The sequence below is a fragment of the Helicobacter typhlonius genome (assembly GCF_001460635.1).
GTDB lineage: Bacteria > Campylobacterota > Campylobacteria > Campylobacterales > Helicobacteraceae > Helicobacter_C > Helicobacter_C typhlonius.
Window position 1 is genome coordinate 1,609,088 of the sequence record NZ_LN907858.1, and the last position, 18,677, is coordinate 1,627,764.

General features: G+C 41.3%; 17 protein-coding genes and 1 tRNA gene. 6 read left to right on the forward strand and 12 right to left on the reverse strand.

The window, feature by feature from the left end:
• Positions 1-7: 7 nt before the first annotated feature.
• Positions 8-1,435, forward strand: a complete 1,428-nt coding sequence (locus BN2458_RS08015) for a hypothetical protein (protein ID WP_034342330.1) — start codon at positions 8-10, stop codon at positions 1,433-1,435.
• A 160-nt stretch (positions 1,436-1,595) separates the two neighbouring features.
• On the opposite strand, the gene BN2458_RS08020 is transcribed toward BN2458_RS08015, so the two are convergent.
• Positions 1,596-2,009 carry an NfeD family protein gene (locus BN2458_RS08020; RefSeq protein ID WP_034326200.1) on the reverse strand — a complete coding sequence of 138 codons (414 nt, stop codon included), beginning with the start codon at positions 2,007-2,009 and terminating at the stop codon, positions 1,596-1,598.
• 217 nt (positions 2,010-2,226) lie between these two features.
• Between BN2458_RS08020 and BN2458_RS08025 the strand changes: the two genes are divergently transcribed.
• The 3 genes from BN2458_RS08025 (at position 2,227) to BN2458_RS08030 (ending at position 3,481) form a co-directional block, all read left to right on the forward strand.
• Positions 2,227-2,301 (forward strand) — tRNA-Asn (locus BN2458_RS08025).
• A 73-nt stretch (positions 2,302-2,374) separates the two neighbouring features.
• A complete protein-coding gene (locus BN2458_RS09995) occupies positions 2,375-2,569 on the forward strand; it encodes a hypothetical protein (RefSeq protein WP_138109668.1) in 195 nt (64 codons plus the stop codon).
• A gap of 12 nt (positions 2,570-2,581) precedes the next feature.
• A complete protein-coding gene (locus tag BN2458_RS08030; RefSeq protein WP_034342328.1) occupies positions 2,582-3,481 on the forward strand; it encodes an SPFH domain-containing protein in 900 nt (299 codons plus the stop codon).
• 520 nt (positions 3,482-4,001) lie between these two features.
• On the opposite strand, the gene BN2458_RS08035 is transcribed toward BN2458_RS08030, so the two are convergent.
• From BN2458_RS08035 to BN2458_RS08065, 7 genes are all read right to left on the reverse strand, one after another.
• The gene (locus BN2458_RS08035) at positions 4,002-4,370 is read right to left on the reverse strand and encodes a hypothetical protein (RefSeq protein ID WP_034342326.1); all 369 of its coding nucleotides are present in this window, start codon (positions 4,368-4,370) and stop codon (positions 4,002-4,004) included.
• 146 nt (positions 4,371-4,516) lie between these two features.
• Positions 4,517-7,192 carry an alanine--tRNA ligase gene (gene alaS, locus BN2458_RS08040; protein WP_173644084.1) on the reverse strand — a complete coding sequence of 892 codons (2,676 nt, stop codon included), beginning with the start codon at positions 7,190-7,192 and terminating at the stop codon, positions 4,517-4,519.
• Positions 7,193-7,203: 11 nt separating this feature from the next.
• Complete coding sequence (locus tag BN2458_RS08045) at positions 7,204-7,794, reverse strand: phosphatase PAP2 family protein (RefSeq protein WP_173644085.1); 591 nt, start codon at positions 7,792-7,794, stop codon at positions 7,204-7,206.
• A gap of 66 nt (positions 7,795-7,860) precedes the next feature.
• Complete coding sequence (gene pdxA, locus BN2458_RS08050; RefSeq protein WP_034342322.1) at positions 7,861-8,787, reverse strand: 4-hydroxythreonine-4-phosphate dehydrogenase; 927 nt, start codon at positions 8,785-8,787, stop codon at positions 7,861-7,863.
• The gene (locus BN2458_RS08055) at positions 8,775-9,572 is read right to left on the reverse strand and encodes a pyridoxine 5'-phosphate synthase (protein ID WP_034326207.1); all 798 of its coding nucleotides are present in this window, start codon (positions 9,570-9,572) and stop codon (positions 8,775-8,777) included. Before BN2458_RS08055 ends, pdxA begins: the two co-directional genes overlap by 13 nt.
• 10 nt (positions 9,573-9,582) lie before the next feature.
• On the reverse strand, positions 9,583-10,065 hold the full coding sequence (gene ilvN / locus BN2458_RS08060) for an acetolactate synthase small subunit (RefSeq protein WP_034326208.1): 483 nt from the start codon (positions 10,063-10,065) through the stop codon (positions 9,583-9,585).
• A gap of 18 nt (positions 10,066-10,083) precedes the next feature.
• Positions 10,084-11,775: an acetolactate synthase large subunit gene (locus tag BN2458_RS08065; RefSeq protein ID WP_034326211.1), complete on the reverse strand. Its 1,692-nt coding sequence runs from the start codon at positions 11,773-11,775 to the stop codon at positions 10,084-10,086.
• 280 nt (positions 11,776-12,055) lie between these two features.
• Here BN2458_RS08065 and BN2458_RS08070 point away from each other — a divergent pair, with 280 nt between their 5' ends.
• Together BN2458_RS08070 and BN2458_RS08075 are read left to right on the forward strand one after the other, a co-directional pair.
• Positions 12,056-12,445: a DUF4878 domain-containing protein gene (locus BN2458_RS08070; protein WP_034326213.1), complete on the forward strand. Its 390-nt coding sequence runs from the start codon at positions 12,056-12,058 to the stop codon at positions 12,443-12,445.
• A gap of 31 nt (positions 12,446-12,476) precedes the next feature.
• A complete protein-coding gene (locus BN2458_RS08075) occupies positions 12,477-13,073 on the forward strand; it encodes a C40 family peptidase (RefSeq protein ID WP_161594485.1) in 597 nt (198 codons plus the stop codon).
• A 31-nt stretch (positions 13,074-13,104) separates the two neighbouring features.
• Here the strand turns inward: BN2458_RS08075 and BN2458_RS08080 are convergent, their stop codons facing one another.
• The 4 genes from BN2458_RS08080 to aroB are packed head-to-tail and all read right to left on the reverse strand — an operon-like array spanning position 13,105 to position 18,669.
• On the reverse strand, positions 13,105-14,766 hold the full coding sequence (locus BN2458_RS08080) for an AAA family ATPase (RefSeq protein ID WP_034326215.1): 1,662 nt from the start codon (positions 14,764-14,766) through the stop codon (positions 13,105-13,107).
• Complete coding sequence (gene mtaB / locus BN2458_RS08085) at positions 14,753-16,021, reverse strand: tRNA (N(6)-L-threonylcarbamoyladenosine(37)-C(2))-methylthiotransferase MtaB (RefSeq protein ID WP_034326216.1); 1,269 nt, start codon at positions 16,019-16,021, stop codon at positions 14,753-14,755. Before mtaB ends, BN2458_RS08080 begins: the two co-directional genes overlap by 14 nt.
• A gap of 13 nt (positions 16,022-16,034) precedes the next feature.
• Positions 16,035-17,618 carry a mechanosensitive ion channel domain-containing protein gene (locus tag BN2458_RS08090; RefSeq protein WP_058122088.1) on the reverse strand — a complete coding sequence of 528 codons (1,584 nt, stop codon included), beginning with the start codon at positions 17,616-17,618 and terminating at the stop codon, positions 16,035-16,037.
• The gene (gene aroB / locus BN2458_RS08095) at positions 17,611-18,669 is read right to left on the reverse strand and encodes a 3-dehydroquinate synthase (RefSeq protein WP_058122089.1); all 1,059 of its coding nucleotides are present in this window, start codon (positions 18,667-18,669) and stop codon (positions 17,611-17,613) included. Before aroB ends, BN2458_RS08090 begins: the two co-directional genes overlap by 8 nt.
• Positions 18,670-18,677 lie beyond the last annotated feature (8 nt).

Below are 18,677 nucleotides of genomic sequence, written 5' to 3' on the forward strand. Positions count from 1 at the left end.
GATAAGTATGTTGTATGGGGTGATTATTAATGTAGATCCGCAAACACAGAGCGCACAAGTAGAGCAAGAGCTAAATAAGCGCGTTTTTAGCTTTGCTTTTGACTTATGGGGAGATGAGATAAAAGATTTGAAAAAAGGCGAGGAGGTGGAATTTGTCGTTGAGATGAAGGCTGTTACAAAAATCCACTTGAAGCCAAAACCCATAGACCCAGACCAAATACCCGTAACAAAACCCGCAAATGTATGTATAGAGGAATATTTCGCGCGTGAAAACCAAATTATAGAATCTTATAAAGACCATATGGTAGGGAAATTAAAGCTTGATTTCATTCGTATGCGCCGCTTTTTGCTGACTGCCTATAATGATTTATGCGCAATGGACCCAAACATAGAAAATGACACACTAAAAAAGCTCAAATCGGAGGTTATGTCTCTTTCAAAAGAATTTGAAACCTACTGCAAAAAAACCCAATATTCGCTCAATTACGCCTTTGAAATGATATTTCTTGCTCGGCAAGTGGAATATAACCGCACGATTACGCGCATCGAGGAGATTCAAAGTTCGCTTGCTAACGCACAGGCTCAAACCAACTCCCTTAGCTCCTCACTAGCCGATGGCGAAAAAAGTCTAGCTAAAAGAGATGATAAAGGTAGCAAGGAATATGCAGAGGAAGAAAAAGAAGTAAAGGCTATGCGTAAGCGATATGTGGATTTACTCAATTTTATTGGCAATCAAAAAGATGCGCTTGTCAATGAAAATGCGAGAATGAAACGTTTTAAAGAAGAGCATTTCGAGCATTTTAGCTCTGTATATACGCCTATGACACAGGAACTCAAAACACGCTTTATCGCCCTGCTGGACACAAAGGCGTATGAGTTTGATACGACTTTGTGGGGCAGAGCAAAGCATAGTCAAAATGTGAAGCATTTTTTTCGAAATTCGCGCATTGAGGGAAGCTTTAGCTCTAAAACTTTTTTGCGCTACTTTTTGCGTGGGCTTGATAAAAGCAAACTTTCACCGCGCTCAAAGGCACTTTTTGATTTGCTGGATTATTTAGAAAAAACTAATCGCAAAAGTCTGCTTATCGTGCGTGAAAGCGCAGTAAATATCGCAAAATACCGCCAAGTCATTGAAAAAATAGATTCAAGCCTCCTTATTACCACGGATAATGACCCAATCAATGCGCTAAGAAGCCTTATCAATTTTCCACAAGATATAGTCGTAATTGATGAAAAAATCGGCAATGCGAGTGCTTTGGGATTCATAAAAACCTATAAAGAAAGTAAAAATGCTAATTCTAAAATTATCTTTTGCGTTATCGTGCAGCAGCTCCCGCCAAATGATTATATTTCCAAGGGCAAATCTATGGGCGTGGAGTTTATACCAGAGCAAAATATGGATATGCTCTATGACTGCATAAGAATGGCATTGTAGGGATTGTGTAAAATTTTTAGGCAAGGTTTTGTGGTAAAGTATTTTTAAAATGTAAGTTTTGAAACGCAGATTCTAAAATAGATTTTATAAAATAAAAATCCTCTGTAAATTCCCTTTCTTGCCAACCTTGCGCCCCGCTCCATTGTTAAAAACTGCTCAATTAAAGATTCTCTATTATTGCTTTGTTGTTATGAATCTTTATCACTTTGACTTTATCACCCTCTTTAAATACACGCTGTGAATTTTCATATGCCCACAAAGTGCCCTTAAAATACACCATTCCTTCTCTAATCTCACCCTCACCCCCCTCGCATAATGTATCCTCATAGACTTGTGAGCGATTAAACCAACTTTTTATAGGCTTACGCAGCACCAAAAGCGAAAGTAGCGAAAACACACAAATGCTTACTGCCTGCCACACGAGTCTATCGCCAAGGCTATCAAACCCCACGAGATATTCAATCACAGAGGTGATGCACAGCCCAATGCCAATAAAAAATAAAAAAAATGAACCAAAAAATATTTCAGCGACAATCATCACAATCCCAACGCCCAAAAGCACAAGAGCCGACATTTTGCCTCCTTTTGTTTTGTGTATTTTACAAAACTATTCTTATTTTTAGCATATATTAAATATTTTGTGAGGTTGTAGCAGATTCTATTTTGTATGCAATAAAGCGCACAAGCCGAGCAATGCTTGACAAAAAATATTCTTTTCTATATAATCTCGCCTCTACTTTAGATGATGCCATAAGTTAAGTTTTACATCGTGGCACTTTTAACCGCAATATTCCGGATTAGCTCAGCGGTAGAGTAGGTGGCTGTTAACCACTTGGTCGCAGGTTCGAATCCTGCATCCGGAGCCATACAAACCTACTCTGTTTTGTTTCCTCAACAATCTTTCGTTTTATAACATTCCTAAGATTCAAAACTAACTTAATGCCCTGTTGTGTTGTATTTTTCATCGTAATCACACCCACTAAAGCGCAAATTTCAAAATATTTGCCCTATTTGTATGTCATTGTTTGGCAGAGGGACGCGGTATTTATTAAGACTTTAGAATCTTCTGCTACAATCGCGCCCTATGCAAACATACAGGTGGCTTGGACTATAATAAATAGCACAAAGGCGTGAAAAGGAGTTGTGATGTTGATTTTTGCTTCCGTGGTAGTGGTCTTGTGCGTAGCGGTGCTTGTTATGGGGATAAAGATTATCCCTCAAACTGACATTGCCATTATTGAACGATTAGGGAAATTTCATAGGGTGCTTGAGGGTGGATTCCATATCATTGTGCCTGTGATTGATAGGGTGAGCGCAAAAGTAAGTGCGCGTGAGCAAATGATAGATATTGGGCGGCAGCAGGTCATTACAAAGGATAATGTGAATATCAATATTGATGGAATCGTCTTTTTGAAAATCTTTGATGCAAAATCCGCCGTGTATAGCGTGGATAACTACAAGATGGCTATCGCAAACCTCGCCACCACCACGCTTAGAGGCGAGATAGGACGCATTAATCTTGATGATTCTCTCTCATCACGTGATAGGCTAAATGCCGCGTTGCAAGTGGCTTTGGGCGATGCGGCAAATAATTGGGGTGTGAAAATTATGCGTGTAGAAATTAGCGAAATCTCTGTCCCACGTGATATTGAAGTCGCTATGAACTTGCAGATGAAAGCAGAGCGCGAAAAAAGAGCGATTGAGCTTAAAGCACAAGCCGAAAAAGAAGCTTTAATACGCAACGCCGAAGCCCTCAAACAAGAAAAGGTGCTCCAAGCTGAGGCGATTGAAAGAATGGCTGATGCGAAAAAATATGAGCAAATCGCCCTCGCACAAGGGCAAAGCGATGCTATGGAACTCATCGCTAATCAAATGGCAAAAAACGCACAGGCAGCGGAATTTTTGCTAGTCAAAGAGCGCATTAGTGCTTTCAATGAGCTTTCAAAGAATCCAAGCAAGGATAAGGTGATTATCCCTTACGAGACAAGCGAATTTATCGGCGGCTTAAGCGTAATAAGCGACTTTTTTGGAAAAAATTCTAAGTAAGTTTTTCTCGCAGAATTAAAATACACTATAAAAGGGCAAGATTCTAAACAATATAGAATCTAAAATTTTAAATCCCACAAGTGAGGTAAAATGTGAGGGCGAGATGCGTGCGTATTAGTGAGCCAAAGCCCACATTTTGTACCCCACAAAAACCTTGACATAGCGCACTTTCTAAAAACAGAATCCTTATTCTTAAGTGTAAAAAATTAAACGCAACAAGGTGGGCAAAATATAAAATCTCGGTTTCTAGCCTAAACTCTCCAACACAACTCCCCTTGCGCGTTGCAATGCCTGTGGAATCTTCCTAGTCGTTCAACAATAGCAATTGTCTGTTTGCGAGATGATTTTCACACCAAAGTATAAAACCACCCCGCATAGCCCAAGCACGATTAATGCTAAAATGATCATTATGTCTCCTTTAAAAATTCACAAAATGTGGGGATTATAGCGTAAAAAAGACTTAAGAAGTTAAGTAAAGGGAGTAAATCAGCCTAGACATCACATTATAAAGATGTAATGCCTAAACCTGTTCGTCCAAAATAAGTTTACATATTGCGTGATTAACAAGACTCTTTTCTGAATATTTAGATATATCAAAATTTTTCTTACTAAGCTCTGCAATAGCATTGTCATATACCTTTAGCCAACTTTTAACTTTTTCATTTGTTGAGCTTAATCCATAATATTCAGGGTCTACCAACAAACGATATAAATCAGGTATATCATTACTGCCTAGAAACTTAATCTTGTTTTTATGATAATATTGCTTACACACTTCTTTGTTTTTCTTATTAAAGATATTATTGTCATAAATAGGGTCTCCAAAGTCAGCACTTACTCCTGTAAGTAAAGCATTCAATGCAACTATTCCTACTACACTCTTTTTCATTTTCTCTCCTTGTCATTGAAAGTAAAATTTAAACTTTCCACTATAACAACAAAAAAAGCTTAATCAATTCACAAATAAAAATTTTATTTTGTTTCATTCTTTCATATTGCAACGAAAAAACATTATGTGGAGTGTAGTATTCCTTATTACACAGCCTTGAGGGCAATATCTCTTGCGAGATTCAAAGCCTGTGAGATTTTGCTCATATCTTTGCCTCCAGCGGTAGCAAAGTCATCTCTGCCCCCGCCATTGCCACCTAGAATCTGCGCTACTTCTCTCACCCACGCTCCAGCTTTAAGAGAATCTATGCCTTTTACTCCCGCCGTGATAGCGATTTTGCCCTCACTTTGACTAATAAGTAAAATCGCTACATGCATATTTTCATTTTTCGCCTTATCCACAAGCTCCTTTGCCTGTGCGCTATCAATAGAATCAAGCTGCGAGATAATAAGCGTTGCGCCATTTATCTCCTCAAAATCAAGGCTTTTGACACTGCTTTTTGCTTTCTTTTCACGCTCTTTGAGTTTTGCTAACTCGCCTTTGAGCTTTTCAATGCCCTGCATCACATCTTGCGCCTTAAGGCTCTCTTTTGCTATTTTAAGAGAATCTAATGCCGCCCTGCCATAGCTATACGCCGCTGCGCCGCACACTGCTTCAATACGCCGCACACCGCTACTGACACCGGATTCTTTGATGATATAAAAGCTGCCAATCTCTGCCGTGCTGCCTGTGTGGATTCCACCACATAGCTCGATAGAATCCCCAAAGCGCACCACACGCACGACATCGCCATACTTCTCGCCAAAAAGTGCCATTGCGCCCTTTGCCTTTGCCTCATTGATACCCATATACTCGCATTCTTGCTTGCTCGCACGAGCGATTGCCGCATTTACAAGGCTTTCAATCTGTGCTAACTCCTCGCCGCTCACTGCCTTTGGGTGAGAAAAATCAAAGCGCAAACGAGTAGATTCTACAAGGCTACCCGCTTGAGCGATATGGCTGCCTAGCACATCACGCAATGCCTTATGCAGCAAATGCGTGGCGGAATGGTGCTTTGCAATCTCAAGACGCGCATTATCCACCACCGCGCGCACGACATCATTTACCCCAATGCTCTTGTTTGCGTGAATGCGAGAGAGATTAAGCCCAAAATACTTTTGCGTATCAAGCACTTGCGCAAGTGTGGAATCTGCGCCTTGTTTGATAAGCACACCCTTATCCCCCACAGGACCGCCAGATTCGGGATAAAAGGGCGTTTTATCAAGCATTACATAGCCCTCTTGCCCCGCTTGGAGTGTATCTATCTTTTGAAATGCAAAATCTAAGAGGGCTACAACCTTGCAATCCGCGCTCATACATTCATAGCCAATAAATTCATTCTCGCCAAATGCACTTAGAAGCGCACTAAAATCGCCCTCTTTCAAGGCGTCCCCACTGCCTTTCCAACTTGCCTTGCCCCTGTTTTTCTGCTCTGCCATACATCGCTCAAAACTTGCCAAATCCACCTCTAAGCCCTGCTCACGCAGCATATCTTGGGTTAAATCAAGAGGGAATCCATAGGTATCATAGAGTTTAAACGCCACTTCGCCGCTAAACAATGGGCTTTGTCCTTGCGTGCTTGATATTGTCTTAGAATCTAGCTCATCTGTTAGCTTTTCACGCTCTTTGTCAAAAAGGCTCATTCCTGATTCTATGGTTTCAAAAAAACGCGCTTCCTCTGCCTTGCACTGCTCCATAATGGCGTTTTTGCGCTCGTTCAAATAGCTATAATGTCCGCCCATACACTCACACACAGAGGCAATGACTTCAAACAAAAAGGGCTTTTGCAGTCCAAGCAAATAGCCGTGTCGCACCGCGCGGCGCAAGATTCTACGCAGCACATAGCCTCGCCCCTCTTTATCAAAATTTACCCCTTGCGCGAGGAGGAATGCCACACTTCTAGCGTGGTCGGCAATCACTCTAAAACTCGCACTCTCCTTTTGCGCTTGTCGTATTTGCTCTGCGCTTAATTGCATTGTGTTTTGCAAAAGCGTGCCATCGTGGTAGTATGTCTTGTGAGTGAGATTCTCTATTGTTTTCATCAGTGGCGCAAATAACGAGGTATCAAAGTTATTGATTTTGCCCTCTTTGAGTGCAATAACCCGCTCTAAGCCCATTCCTGTGTCAATGCTTGGCTTTGGTAGCGGTGTGCGTATGCCGTCTTTTTGCTCAAACTGCATAAACACAAGATTCCATATTTCTAAGAATCTATCGCCCTCGCCGCCAAAATAATCCTCGCTCGAATGGAAAAATTCTGCGCCTTGATCGACATAAATCTCACTACAAGGTCCGCAAGGTCCGCTATCGCCCATTTGCCAAAAGTTATCCTTATCGCCCATTCTTTTTATGCGGCTTGGCTCAATGTGTTCGCACCACAGCTCATAGGCTTCATCATCGCTTTCGTGAATGGTTACATATAACACAGATTTATCAAAACCTAGAATCTGCGTTACAAACTCCCACGCATAGGCAATCGCGTCTTTTTTAAAATAATCGCCAAAGCTAAAGTTGCCTAGCATTTCAAAAAGCGTGTGGTGGCGCGCGGTGTAGCCGACATTTTCTAAGTCATTATGCTTGCCACCTGCGCGGATACAAAGCTGGGAGCTTGTCGCTCGTGGTGGCGTAGGTGTGGGAATCTTGCCCGTAAAAATATCTTTAAACTGCACCATACCTGCATTGGTAAAAAGCAAGCTCGCATCATCAGGCACAAGCGGCATAGAATCATAAATTTTATGAGCTTTAGAAGCAAAAAAATCAAGATAAGCTTGACGAATGTTTTTCATCATAATCCTTGTCAAAACCTATGCATTACGCTAAGGCTTACCGATGTATTTCCCTGCCTATCGCTATCAATACTCGGTAAAATCATCGTATTTTTAGGCTGATACTCACTTGTAAAGAGCCACGCAAATCCCCAAGCAATTATCGCACCAACACTCACTTGTAAAATAGAATGTTTCTTAGCCTCAACCCTTGAAGCCGCTGTAAGCACGGCAAGTCCTCCCACAGGCAAGGCACTTTTCCACCCGTAGCGGTAATATACATATCCAGCCGCGCTAAAAGCCCCAGCTGAATGTCCGCTAGGCATTCCTTTCCAGTCCTCACAACAAGGGCGTTTCGCCCACTTAAGCGGATGTCCGCCATTATGCACACTTTCAAAGCTATATTTTAATCCTTCAACTACAAGCTGTGTGCTTAAAGTGCCAAGTACAAGTTGCCCCATACCCTCATAGTCTTCCATTGCCAAAGATACAACCATCACATACACGGGCAAAAACCTAAACGCATCGCCAAATTGTTCAAATTGATTCTCTTGCGTATAAACGGGGGGGGGGGCATAGATAAAAAAGACCAATGCAAATTGCATAAAAAAATTTCGCCACATAGATTTCCTTAATATTTTATAATAAAATGCTATTATAAGATTTTATCCTTAAACTGCATTTTGGATTCAAGCATTATTTATAGCATATTCTACCGCATTGAGATAGCTTTGCACACTGATATTGCTTCCTTTTTTATATGCCTTATCATACGCTACGCCGTGATCCACAGAAGTGCGCAAAATAGGCAAATCAAGGCTGACATTAATGCTCTCCTCAAAATACAGCGCCTTAAGCGGAGCTAAGCCTACATCGTGATACATACTCACAAAATACCTAAACTTTGCACGATTAAGCGGAGAAAATGCACTATCAGGTGGATATGCGCCAAAAAATAGTTCTTTTCCCAAAGCCATATTTGCTTCATGCACTGCCTCGCTAATAGAGCTATCCTCATCTCCCATAATACCCTCATCGCCGCAATGTGGATTAAGCCCTAGCACACAGCACGGCTCATCTAAAGCCACAGCCAAAGCAAAGCGAAGTAAAAAATCAATAAGTTTCTCTTTTTTTACATACGCGCTCACATCTTTGAGGGCAATATGGTCGGTAAAAAGTGCGACAAAAAGTGCAGGACAGCCCAGCATCATAATGCCCTGTTTCTTAAAAAAAGTAGATAAGGCGTGAGTATGCCCCACAAATGCCACTCCGGCTTCCTGCCACGCTTTTTTGTGTATAGGCAAGGTTACTAACGCCACACATTCACCACTTTGGGTAAGATTCACCCCCTGCATAAAGCTGTGGTAGCTATATGCGCCACTTTTTGCACTCACCACACCCGGCGTGATAAAATTCCCTACATCATAGGCAAAATCACCCACACACTGTATATCTAGGGGTATAGGATAAGATAGAATCTCACTCGCAGATTCTAAAACTTCTCGATGAGCGCAATAGAGTGGCTCACAGATTTGAGAAATAATCTTATGCGCTCTTAAAGCAATTTCAATCCCCACGCCATTGACATCGCCAATACTAATGGCTATTTTTGGCACATCGCCTCTTTCATTTGAATAATTGCACGCTCTAGCCCCACAAACATCGCTCTTGCGATAATACTATGCCCAATATTTAGCTCACTAATGTAAGGAATAGTGGCAACCGCGCCCACATTTTGATAATTAAGCCCGTGTCCCGCAAAGCATTCAAGTGAGCGTGTATCCGTGCTAGAAGTCGCTAAAGTCGCGCATTGAGAGAGTTCATCAAGGCTTATTTTAATTTGCTCCAGCATATCACGCATAGGCATATCTAACTCCTTAATGCTATGTTGTGTGCGCGAGAGATTACTATAAGCCATAAGGTGCAAATTTGCGTATTTACCCGTGTGTAGCTCCACAGCGTCCGCTCCAAGCTCCCTTGCAAGAAAGATAGATTCTTTTTTAGGGTCGATAAAAAGCGCACTTGCAATACCCACAGATTCAAAGGCTTTGAGTGTAGTGCGTATAGTGTTGTAATGAGATTCTATATCCAGCCCACCTTCAGTTGTAATTTCCTCTCTCTTCTCTGGCACAAGCGTAATACGGCGGGGCTTGAGAGCACAAAGATAGTCTATAATCTTTTCATCAAGAGCAGATTCTATATTAATAGGCAAAGGGCTTGATTGAATAATGCGCTTTACATCACTATCGTGGATATGTCGCCTATCCTCGCGCAAATGCAAGGTGATTTGGTGTGCTCCCGCATTTTTTGCCACAAACACCGCTTCTAGCGGGTCAGGCTCATAAATCGCTCTCGCCTCACGCAAAGTCGCAATATGATCGATATTTACCCCTAATCTCATCATCACCTCCTTATTTCTCCATAGCAATAACACCACTGCGAATAATCTCTTTTGGATTAAAGATTTTCACAGCAGCGATAAATTGATTAATTGCGGTTGGCTTATCAGTGGCGATGACAATGATATATTTTTCATTCGCATTGACAATCTTACCATTGTAAGCCTTACACAGCACCTCTATATCTGCTAAACGCTCACTTAATGGAATCTTTACAAGCGCTGCCTCTTTTTCAAGCAAATCATCGTTTGAAATCACGCTCACCACCGGGATAAGCTTATGTAGTTGCTTGATAATCTGCTCTATCACCACTTCCGAGCCTTGCGTAACAATCGTAATGCGTGAGAGATTGCTATTTGGAATGGGGGCAGTAGTCAAAGATTCTATATTATAGCCCCGCGCAGAGAAAAGCCCGGAAATACGCGCTAAGACGCTATGCTCGTTAATCACATTCACACAAATACTTTTTTTCATTTCTTTATTTTTTGCTTCCATTGTTGCTTCCTTATGCGATTATTTACTCTGCGGGAGCATCATCTCATAGATTGCCCCACCTGTTGGCACCATAGGCAACACATTTTCGTGTCTATCAATAAGAACCTCAATAAACGCCACTTTTTTAGAATCTAGCGCGGCTTTGAGTGCTGGGGCAAACTCATCTTTACGCTCTACCCTAAAGCCCACACCTCCAAAAGATTCTATAAGCTTCACAAAATTCGGCTGCAAACTCAAATCTACGTGAGAGAGGCGATTATCATAAAATAAAGTCTGCCATTGGCGCACCATACCCAAATAATTATTATTCAAAATCACATTAATTACAGGAATATTATATGCTACACAAGTCATTAACTCTTGAATATTCATCAAAATTGAGCCATCTCCTGTAATATTGACGATAATTTTATCCTCACACGCGAGTTTTGCACCAAGAGCAGCGGGCAAGCCATAGCCCATTGTGCCAAGCCCCCCGCTGCTTAAAAATTGACGCGGAAAGCTAAAAGGATAAAACTGCGCCGCCCACATTTGGTGCTGTCCCACATCAGTGGTAATAATCGCCCTCTCACTCAAACTCTCTCCTAGCTGCTCAATAATCCATTGGGGTTTAATAGAATCCTCGCTATCCTCATAGCTTAGCGGATTCTGTCGCTGCAGTGAGCGCAAATGCTCCCGCCACTGCTCAATATGCTCCCTCTCATAGCCATTAAGCTCGATAAGCATATCAGCAATAGCATACTTCAAGTCGCCCACAATAGGGTAATCCACACCTACGATTTTACCAATAGAGCTAGGGTCTATATCGATATGTGCTATTTTTGCATTTTTGGCAAACTCACTCAATTTGCCCGTTACCCTATCATCAAATCTCGCACCAAGGCAAATAAGCAAATCGCACTCGCTCACCGCCATATTTGCCGCATAGCTGCCGTGCATTCCTAGCATTCCTAGTAGATTCTCATCATTATGCGCCAAGACGCCAAGCCCGAGCAGAGTCTCCACACAAGGAATCCCTGTGCGATGAGCCAACTCACGCACATCTTCACTTGCATTTGAGAGTATCGCACCCCCACCGATATAAAACAAAGGCTTCTTGGCGTGTGTGATAGCCGCGCAAAGCTTTTTGATTTGACGTGGATTCCCCTTAATCGTAGGTCTATAACTCTGTAATGCAATAGAATCTGGATAGTCAAATGTGCCTAATGTCGCAGTAATATCCTTTGGAATATCCACAAGCACAGGTCCTTGTCTCCCACTTCGTGCAATATAAAAAGCTTCTTTTAAAATTCTGGGTAATTCGGCAATATTGCGCACTAAAAAATTGTGTTTCGTGCAAGGGCGCGAGATTCCAACCGCGTCAATCTCTTGAAATGAATCTGTGCCAATTTGCGTAATAGGCACTTGTCCGCTAATCACCACAAGCGGAATGGAATCTGTGTAAGCGGTGGCTATTCCTGTAACTGCATTAGTGAATCCCGGACCAGAAGTGATAATAGCCACTCCCACTTCCCCGCTACTGCGCGCATAGCCATCGGCTGAATGCACCGCGCCTTGCTCGTGCCGTGCAAGAATATGATGAAAATATTGTTGCTTATAAATCTCATCATAAATATGCAACACCGCACCACCGGGATAACCAAACACTACCTTTACGCCCTCTAAATGCAAGGCTTGGATAATCATTTGTGCCCCTGTTAGCTGCTTCATAAAAACTCCTTTTGCCTCTTTAGTCGCTTTTAAAAAGCGTTGATGATACCTAAATTTTGTTTAAAATATGCAGCTTTAGATGATTGAATCTCACGCTTTTTGTGTATATGTGCTTTTTTGCACCTTTTAATGCAATAAAGCAATGTCAAAAGTTAGGAAATTGCTATGTTTAGGATTTAACTCTTATTTTTAAGAATCCAACAATATACAAAAGTTATATTATGTTTGTTACAAAATTTCGCTAGGATTAAATTTTTATTTTATTTCACAAGGAGTCTTAATGCTAAAAAAATTAGCATTTACTTTGGGCGCGGCACTTGCGCTATTTTTTGTAGGCTGCGGTGGAGATACACCAAAAGATGTGGCGGTTTCTTTCATTGAGGATGTATATAATGGCAAGGGCGATGCACTTATCAAGTATGTGTATATTCCAGAAAATGAAAAAGCGGGTGCAAAAGAGTTTGTAGAGGGCAAACTTAAAGCAGCGGCTGAAATAGCTAAAGAAAATGCGGACAATGCTGGAGGAGTAAAAAATATAGAAGTGTTGTCTGAAAAAGTAGATGAAAAGAAAGCAAGAATAGAATTGCGCGTGAATTTTAAGAATGGTGAAGACAAAATGGAGCACGTGAAGCTAACAAACATAGATGGCAAATGGAAAATTGACCTCTAAAAAGCTGCAATTTAGGAGATTCTATCTCGTATTGCTTGCGTTATGTTTTGGCGTTGTGGCACTTTGTATCGCAACGCTTTTTAATTTCTCCCCCTCATCTCTTACCCCCACGCTTTTACACAAAGATTTGCGCCCTCTCCCTCCATTGCAGATAGGCGATATGATTCTACGAGAAGGTATAGGCATAGAAAGTGTAGTGATTAAACGCCTAAGCAAACATCGCTATACACACATTGGATTGGTTGTTAGCTCAAAACCTATTATTATCTTACACGCCACACCAGATGATAATCTCAAAATGCCAAATCAGGTGATTCTAAGCTCCATTGATGAATTTTTATCCCACGCGCAAAACATTGCGATTAAACGACTAAATCTAAGCAAAGCTCAAAAGGAGCATATCGCATTGCAAGTGTCCGCCTATCTTGGCAAAACTTTTGTGCTAGATTCAAACAAAGGCGCACTATACTGCACGACTTTGCTCGAGCAAATCTTATCGCCCATTATTCCGCTCAATATAGATTATGAACGTATTGATTTACCCGCCTTTAGCGGAGATTATCTCTTTCCAAAGGCATTTTATGAGGATTCTAATTCAACACTCATTTATGAAAGTCGAGCATATTGACAAAAAGTTACAAACAAGAAATTTTTACATTCTAGATTCTTAAACCCTCATAGATTGCTTTTATCTCGTCCTTGTTTAGTCGTTCGCGCTCTTGCAAGGCTTTAGAAATTGCTAAAAGGGCGGTTTTTGAGTTAGTAATAAATTCGCGCATCTCACTCTGTGCAGATTCTAAAATCGCCGCCACATCGCTACTATCGCTCAATAATCGCTCACTCATTCCATATTCCTCGCACATCTGCATAGCTATGCCTTTAGCACGTGCAATATCTTCTTTTGCATTACTAAAACTCTGCTGATAAATGTAACTCACGGCGATATTGCCACTTAGGGCGACCTTGATTTGCGCCATAAGCTCCTGCTTACTCACAATCTCCTTATCCACAGCCCTAAAACTCTCACTCACAAGTGCAATTTTATCAAAATCCACCTCTAACCAATACGCGCTCAACGCCTTTGCACCCTGATAAAGAGCTAGAATCTCTTTTTCTTTCTCGCTTAGGCTCAACACTTTCTTTTTGCCTATCAACACCTTGTCTTTCGTGGCTAAAATATCTTCTTTTTGTATCACATTTGATTTGCGCCTTAGAGCGTTGAGAGCGGATTCATTTACGAGTGCCGCAAGAGCTGCACCACTAAAACCCACACACAAGCGTGCCACCTCCTCTATGTCAAGCTCGTGCTTTTTATCCTGCAAATACAGCCCCAAAATATGTTCTCGCTCTTGCAAGTTTGGCAGCTCTACATAGATTCGCCTATCAAATCGCCCACTACGCAAAAGTGCCTCATCAAGCACCTCCATCTTATTTGTTGCTGCGATGACTATCACACCACTAGAATCTTCAAAGCCGTCCATTTCTGTTAAAAGTTGATTGAGTGTTGCCTCGCGCTCATCACTACGTGTGTTGCCTCGCGCTTTCCCCACTGCATCAATCTCATCAATAAAAATAATACTCGGTGCTTTTGCCTTTGCCCTCGCAAAAAGCTCCCTTACGCGCTTTGCACCCATACCGACATAGATTTGCACAAAGCTTGAACCGCTTTGATAAAAAAATGGCACACCGGCTTCACCAGCCACAGCCTTGGCTATCATTGTCTTACCCACACCCGGAGGTCCAACAAGTAGCACACCCTTAGGCAAAGTAATGCCCAAATCCTGATAATGCTTAGGATTTTTCAAATAATCAATAATTTCTACAAGCTCTTCTTTTACCTCGCTAATCCCCGCCACATCTTTAAAACGCACTGCACTACTCATTGGCATAAAGCTAGATTCTATAAGTGGCACACTCTCTCGTATAGGCTCATTTTGTATTTTTTGAGGGATTTTGTTCTTTCTGTGCGAACGCACAAGCGCAAAAAATAGGCTTAGGACTAAAAATACGACAACAATCACACCAATTTCGCCCAGAATCTCGCTACTAAAAAATGTTTGTCTCACTTTAATGGGGAACATATAGCCCCACGCTTCAAGCGGAATGGGGTAGAGATAGACTTTATAATTGTCATCTTTATGTGTAAAATACAAATAGTCATTATCCACACTCACATTGCGCACTTCTCCACTCGAAAGCAAAGTCTGTGCTTCTTGTGTGCTAAGCACTTGGGTATTATCACGCATAAGCATCACCACGACAAGAATTGCTACGACAACAACGCCAACAATCCCCACGATGAGACTTTTAGACTTTACCATAATTCCCCTCCTTGTGTATCTCATAAGATGTGAATGTGAGCCATTTGCCCTCTAAACCCTCTTGAGAGGATACAAAATAAAAGCGGTTAAAGAACTGGTCAAGCCCACTATACATAAAGCCATTTGCAGATTCTATTTTGCTCTCAACAAGCACTTCTAAAGGCACTCTATGAGCTTTTCTAAAGGATTCGTTATTATGCGTGATAATATCTTTAAGCGTATGTAGTCGCTCTTTAGCAATATCGCCCTTGACTTCATTTACAAGAGCACTAGACCTTGTGCCATCACGCTTAGAGTAAATAAAGGGGTGCAAATGCGTAAGCGGAAAGGTTCTAAAGTTATGCAAAGATTCCTGCCACACTTCCTCACTCTCGCCGGGGTGTCCCACAATAAAATCACTCCCCAAACAAAAGCCTTTTTGAGCAAACTCATCAAACAAGGCTAAATCACTCTCCACGCGATTTAGCCTATTCATTACCTCTAGCATTGTATTGCTCGTGTGTTGAAGTGCGATATGCAAATGTCTCTCCATTAGGGGTAGATTCAAAACATCTTTAAGTTCATCATTGATTTGACTAGGCTCTAAGCTCCCTACGCGTAAGCGTTTAAGGACATTGAGAGCATTTATATCACAAATAAGTTTGGCAAGATTATAATTATCTAAATCTATGCCATAACTACCAACATTCGTGCCTGTTAGCACCACCTCATCTACGCCATTTTCACTTAAAGCGCAGATTTGATTTAGAATCTTCTCCTTTGGGTAGCTCCGTGCGCGCCCACGCACAGAAGGAATAATGCAATAACTGCACGAAAAATTACAACCCTCCTGAATCTTCAAAAACGCGCGTGATTTATTTGCAAACTCCGCAATCATCGTGCTATCGATATGTGTCTCGTTTTTTTCTTCATAAAAAAATCGCTCATCTGTGCGCAAAAAATCTCCAATAGATTCTTTAAAACTATGGGCGAATACACTATGGGCGAGATTATTATGAAAAAGCTCTTTTCCCCTTGTCCCCACACCACAGCCGGTAAGATAGACTTTTTTATCCAAATGGCGTATTTTATTGAGATAGCCCCTCACACCAGAATCTGCACCATTTGTTACCGTGCAAGAATTTACCACCACCACATCGGCGCTCTCCTCATCATTGACGCATTCAAACTCCTCTCCTATGCAGCTTTTCATTACCTGTGTATCAAAGAGATTTGTACGACAGCCAAAGGTTTTAAAATATACCTTTTTTTGCAAAATATATCCTTCGCTAAGATTCTATCGCGCCGCCTAGCAAGGCATTTGCGGAGGTATGACTAGAAATAGAGGCAGTATCGCCAATACCATTGCCACCGGTGGCAACAACTTTAGTTGTAGGATAGGCGATGTGTATATCATCTTCTTTTAAAATTGCCTCGATAATCTCCCCTGAAATCGTGCTACGCAAGGCGAGTGTGGCATAGGCGTTTGTTTGATACCACATTGAGATTCTAAGTCCATTTGGCTCTATCATACAATAGCTTCGCACCTCAAGATTTGGATTGCGTAGAGAGTATTTATCGCGCATACGATGCACCTGCTGACGCACCATTTCCGTGTAGCCTTTGGCATATTTTTTACCAATATCTGTGGCAATTTTGAGTGCTTTTTTATGATTGCTATCAAAGGTGATACTAAAGTCTATCCCGTCCCAAACGGTCTTTAGCCCTCCGTGCGTATAGTTTGCAAACATTGTAGTAAAAATAAAATTGTTTGGGACAAAGATAATGCGCCCAGCTCGGCGATTTTCCTTATAACTTGTGAGTGTTACATCTTCAAAAAGTGTGATTCTTAGCATAGAAATATCCAGTACATCGCCTACATAGATGCTATTATCCTTTACCACGCGCACCCTATCACCCACATGCACAGTGCCGCCCAGCACGATGACAAACCAGCCGAGCACACTCATAAATAAATCTTTCATCGCAATAGCAAGACCCGCTGAAGCAAAACCCACAATCGCCACGAGGTAGGTTACATTCTCCATATAGCTAAAAAGCAGAATAAGCACGATAATGGTGATATTTAAGAAATTAATCACCTTACTTGCAGTATAGATTCTATCTGTATCAAGGATATATTTGCGTAGAGTGAGCTTCAGCAAAAAGGCTAAAAGAATCGTAATAAGCACTGCTATGCCTACATACACGATTTTTATAATTTGATTTTTGATTTGATTTGTAATCTTTGTATTGATATTCTCACTCTCTTGCACATAAATATCAATCGAAGTTTCTAAGATTTTTTGTGCCCCCTCGAGCTCTTCTATCATTCTCTGTGTGGAAGCAATGGCACTTGCTACTTCAAGGGATTTATCAGTAAAACTTAGCTCAAGCAAAAGCGTGTATTTCTCACGCACCATATCAAGCAAATGCTGCAAACTATCATAATTGCTTTGAAGCGCATTTTGTTGCTCCCTCATTATTTTCATAAAAGAATACCCAGAAAAAGCTAAAAATGGATTAGTAATCTGTGGCACTTCATCGATTGTCTTAATTTCTAGAAGTTCCTTGTATGGCTCTTTTGCATAGTCTTTTAACAAATCTTGCTGCCTTTGCAAAGTCTCTAGGCGCGAAGTGAGTGAGCGGGGAGGATTGATATGAGATTGAATCTCTCGTTTTAATATATTGATTTCATCACTAAGTTCATTATAGTTTTGCATACTCATATAGTGCTTGAGCCACGCATTGTGGCTCGATTCTAGCTGCTTGTCAATAACCTCTACCTGCTCTTTAAGCGAAAGATCATCTCCAAAGCCAAGAGATAGAGTAGCACAAAGCAGCGCAATCACACATAAGATTAATTTATTCATCACATTCTCCACAGGCTTTTAACACTTTTAACACAACATCTTTTGGCACATCATCAAGTAGTCTCACATCACCAATGCCTTGAGGCAAGATAAACATAATCTTAGAATCTGTGCTTTTTTTATCAAGATAGAATTTCTCATAAAATCCACTCGCTGATGAAAAACTAAATCTTGTAGGCAAATCATAACTTGCAAGCAGTTTCTCTATGCTTTCACACTCACTTTGCGTCATCATTCCTAGCTCACAAGCAAGTGCATTTGCCATACACATACCCATACTTACCGCCTCTCCGTGTAGAAATCTCTCATATTGTGTAAGATTCTCAATAATATGCCCGAAAGTATGTCCATAATTCAATGCGGCGCGAATGCCTCGCTCTTTCTCATCAGCACTTACAACACCTGCCTTTATCTTTACACTTGTGGCTATGGCTGCACTCAAAGACACTATATCCTGCAATGTGAGCCTATGCGAAAGCAGTATATCAAAAAATATCTTATCAAAGCACACCGCCATTTTGACAATCTCTGCTACTCCCGCTCCAAACTCTCTACTTGGGAGAGTGGCGAGCATAGAGGGGTCGATATATACCGCTTGTGGCTGATGAAAAAGCCCAACAAGATTCTTACCAAAGCTATTATTAATGCCGGTTTTGCCCCCAACAGACGCATCAACTTGCGCTAAAAGTGTTGTTGGAATCTGTATGAAATCAATCCCGCGCTGATAAATCCCACTTGCAAAGCCCACCATATCGCCGATAACGCCCCCGCCAAGCGCAATCATTAAGGATTTTCTATCAAGGCGATGAGTAAAAGCGCATTCAAGGATATACTCGATATTTTGCATATTTTTATACTTCTCGCCATCTGGCACAATACACACATACACTTCAGGCGCAAAAATACGCTCTAGGACATATTTGAGATACAGCCCGGCGACTTTTGGATTTGAAACAATAAGAATCTTATGATTCGATTCTATTTTTGGTAATGCCCCAATATAAATAGGATATTGTGAAGTTTTTGTCTCTATATGCACAATTTCGCCCATAATTTCTC

Coding starts and splice junctions, on each gene's coding strand:
- BN2458_RS08020 (WP_034326200.1), bottom strand. CDS start 2,009: ATGTCGGCTCTTGTGCTTTTGGGCGTTGGGATTGTGATGATTGTCGCT.
- BN2458_RS08065 (WP_034326211.1), bottom strand. CDS start 11,775: ATGAAGCAGCTAACAGGGGCACAAATGATTATCCAAGCCTTGCATTTA.
- BN2458_RS09995 (WP_138109668.1), top strand. CDS start 2,375: ATGCCCTGTTGTGTTGTATTTTTCATCGTAATCACACCCACTAAAGCG.
- BN2458_RS08030 (WP_034342328.1), top strand. CDS start 2,582: ATGTTGATTTTTGCTTCCGTGGTAGTGGTCTTGTGCGTAGCGGTGCTT.
- BN2458_RS08015 (WP_034342330.1), top strand. CDS start 8: ATGTTGTATGGGGTGATTATTAATGTAGATCCGCAAACACAGAGCGCA.
- BN2458_RS08045 (WP_173644085.1), bottom strand. CDS start 7,794: ATGTGGCGAAATTTTTTTATGCAATTTGCATTGGTCTTTTTTATCTAT.
- BN2458_RS08055 (WP_034326207.1), bottom strand. CDS start 9,572: ATGAGATTAGGGGTAAATATCGATCATATTGCGACTTTGCGTGAGGCG.
- BN2458_RS08035 (WP_034342326.1), bottom strand. CDS start 4,370: ATGAAAAAGAGTGTAGTAGGAATAGTTGCATTGAATGCTTTACTTACA.
- BN2458_RS08080 (WP_034326215.1), bottom strand. CDS start 14,766: ATGGTAAAGTCTAAAAGTCTCATCGTGGGGATTGTTGGCGTTGTTGTC.
- ilvN (WP_034326208.1), bottom strand. CDS start 10,065: ATGGAAGCAAAAAATAAAGAAATGAAAAAAAGTATTTGTGTGAATGTG.
- BN2458_RS08090 (WP_058122088.1), bottom strand. CDS start 17,618: ATGAATAAATTAATCTTATGTGTGATTGCGCTGCTTTGTGCTACTCTA.
- alaS (WP_173644084.1), bottom strand. CDS start 7,192: ATGAAAAACATTCGTCAAGCTTATCTTGATTTTTTTGCTTCTAAAGCT.
- aroB (WP_058122089.1), bottom strand. CDS start 18,669: ATGGGCGAAATTGTGCATATAGAGACAAAAACTTCACAATATCCTATT.
- BN2458_RS08070 (WP_034326213.1), top strand. CDS start 12,056: ATGCTAAAAAAATTAGCATTTACTTTGGGCGCGGCACTTGCGCTATTT.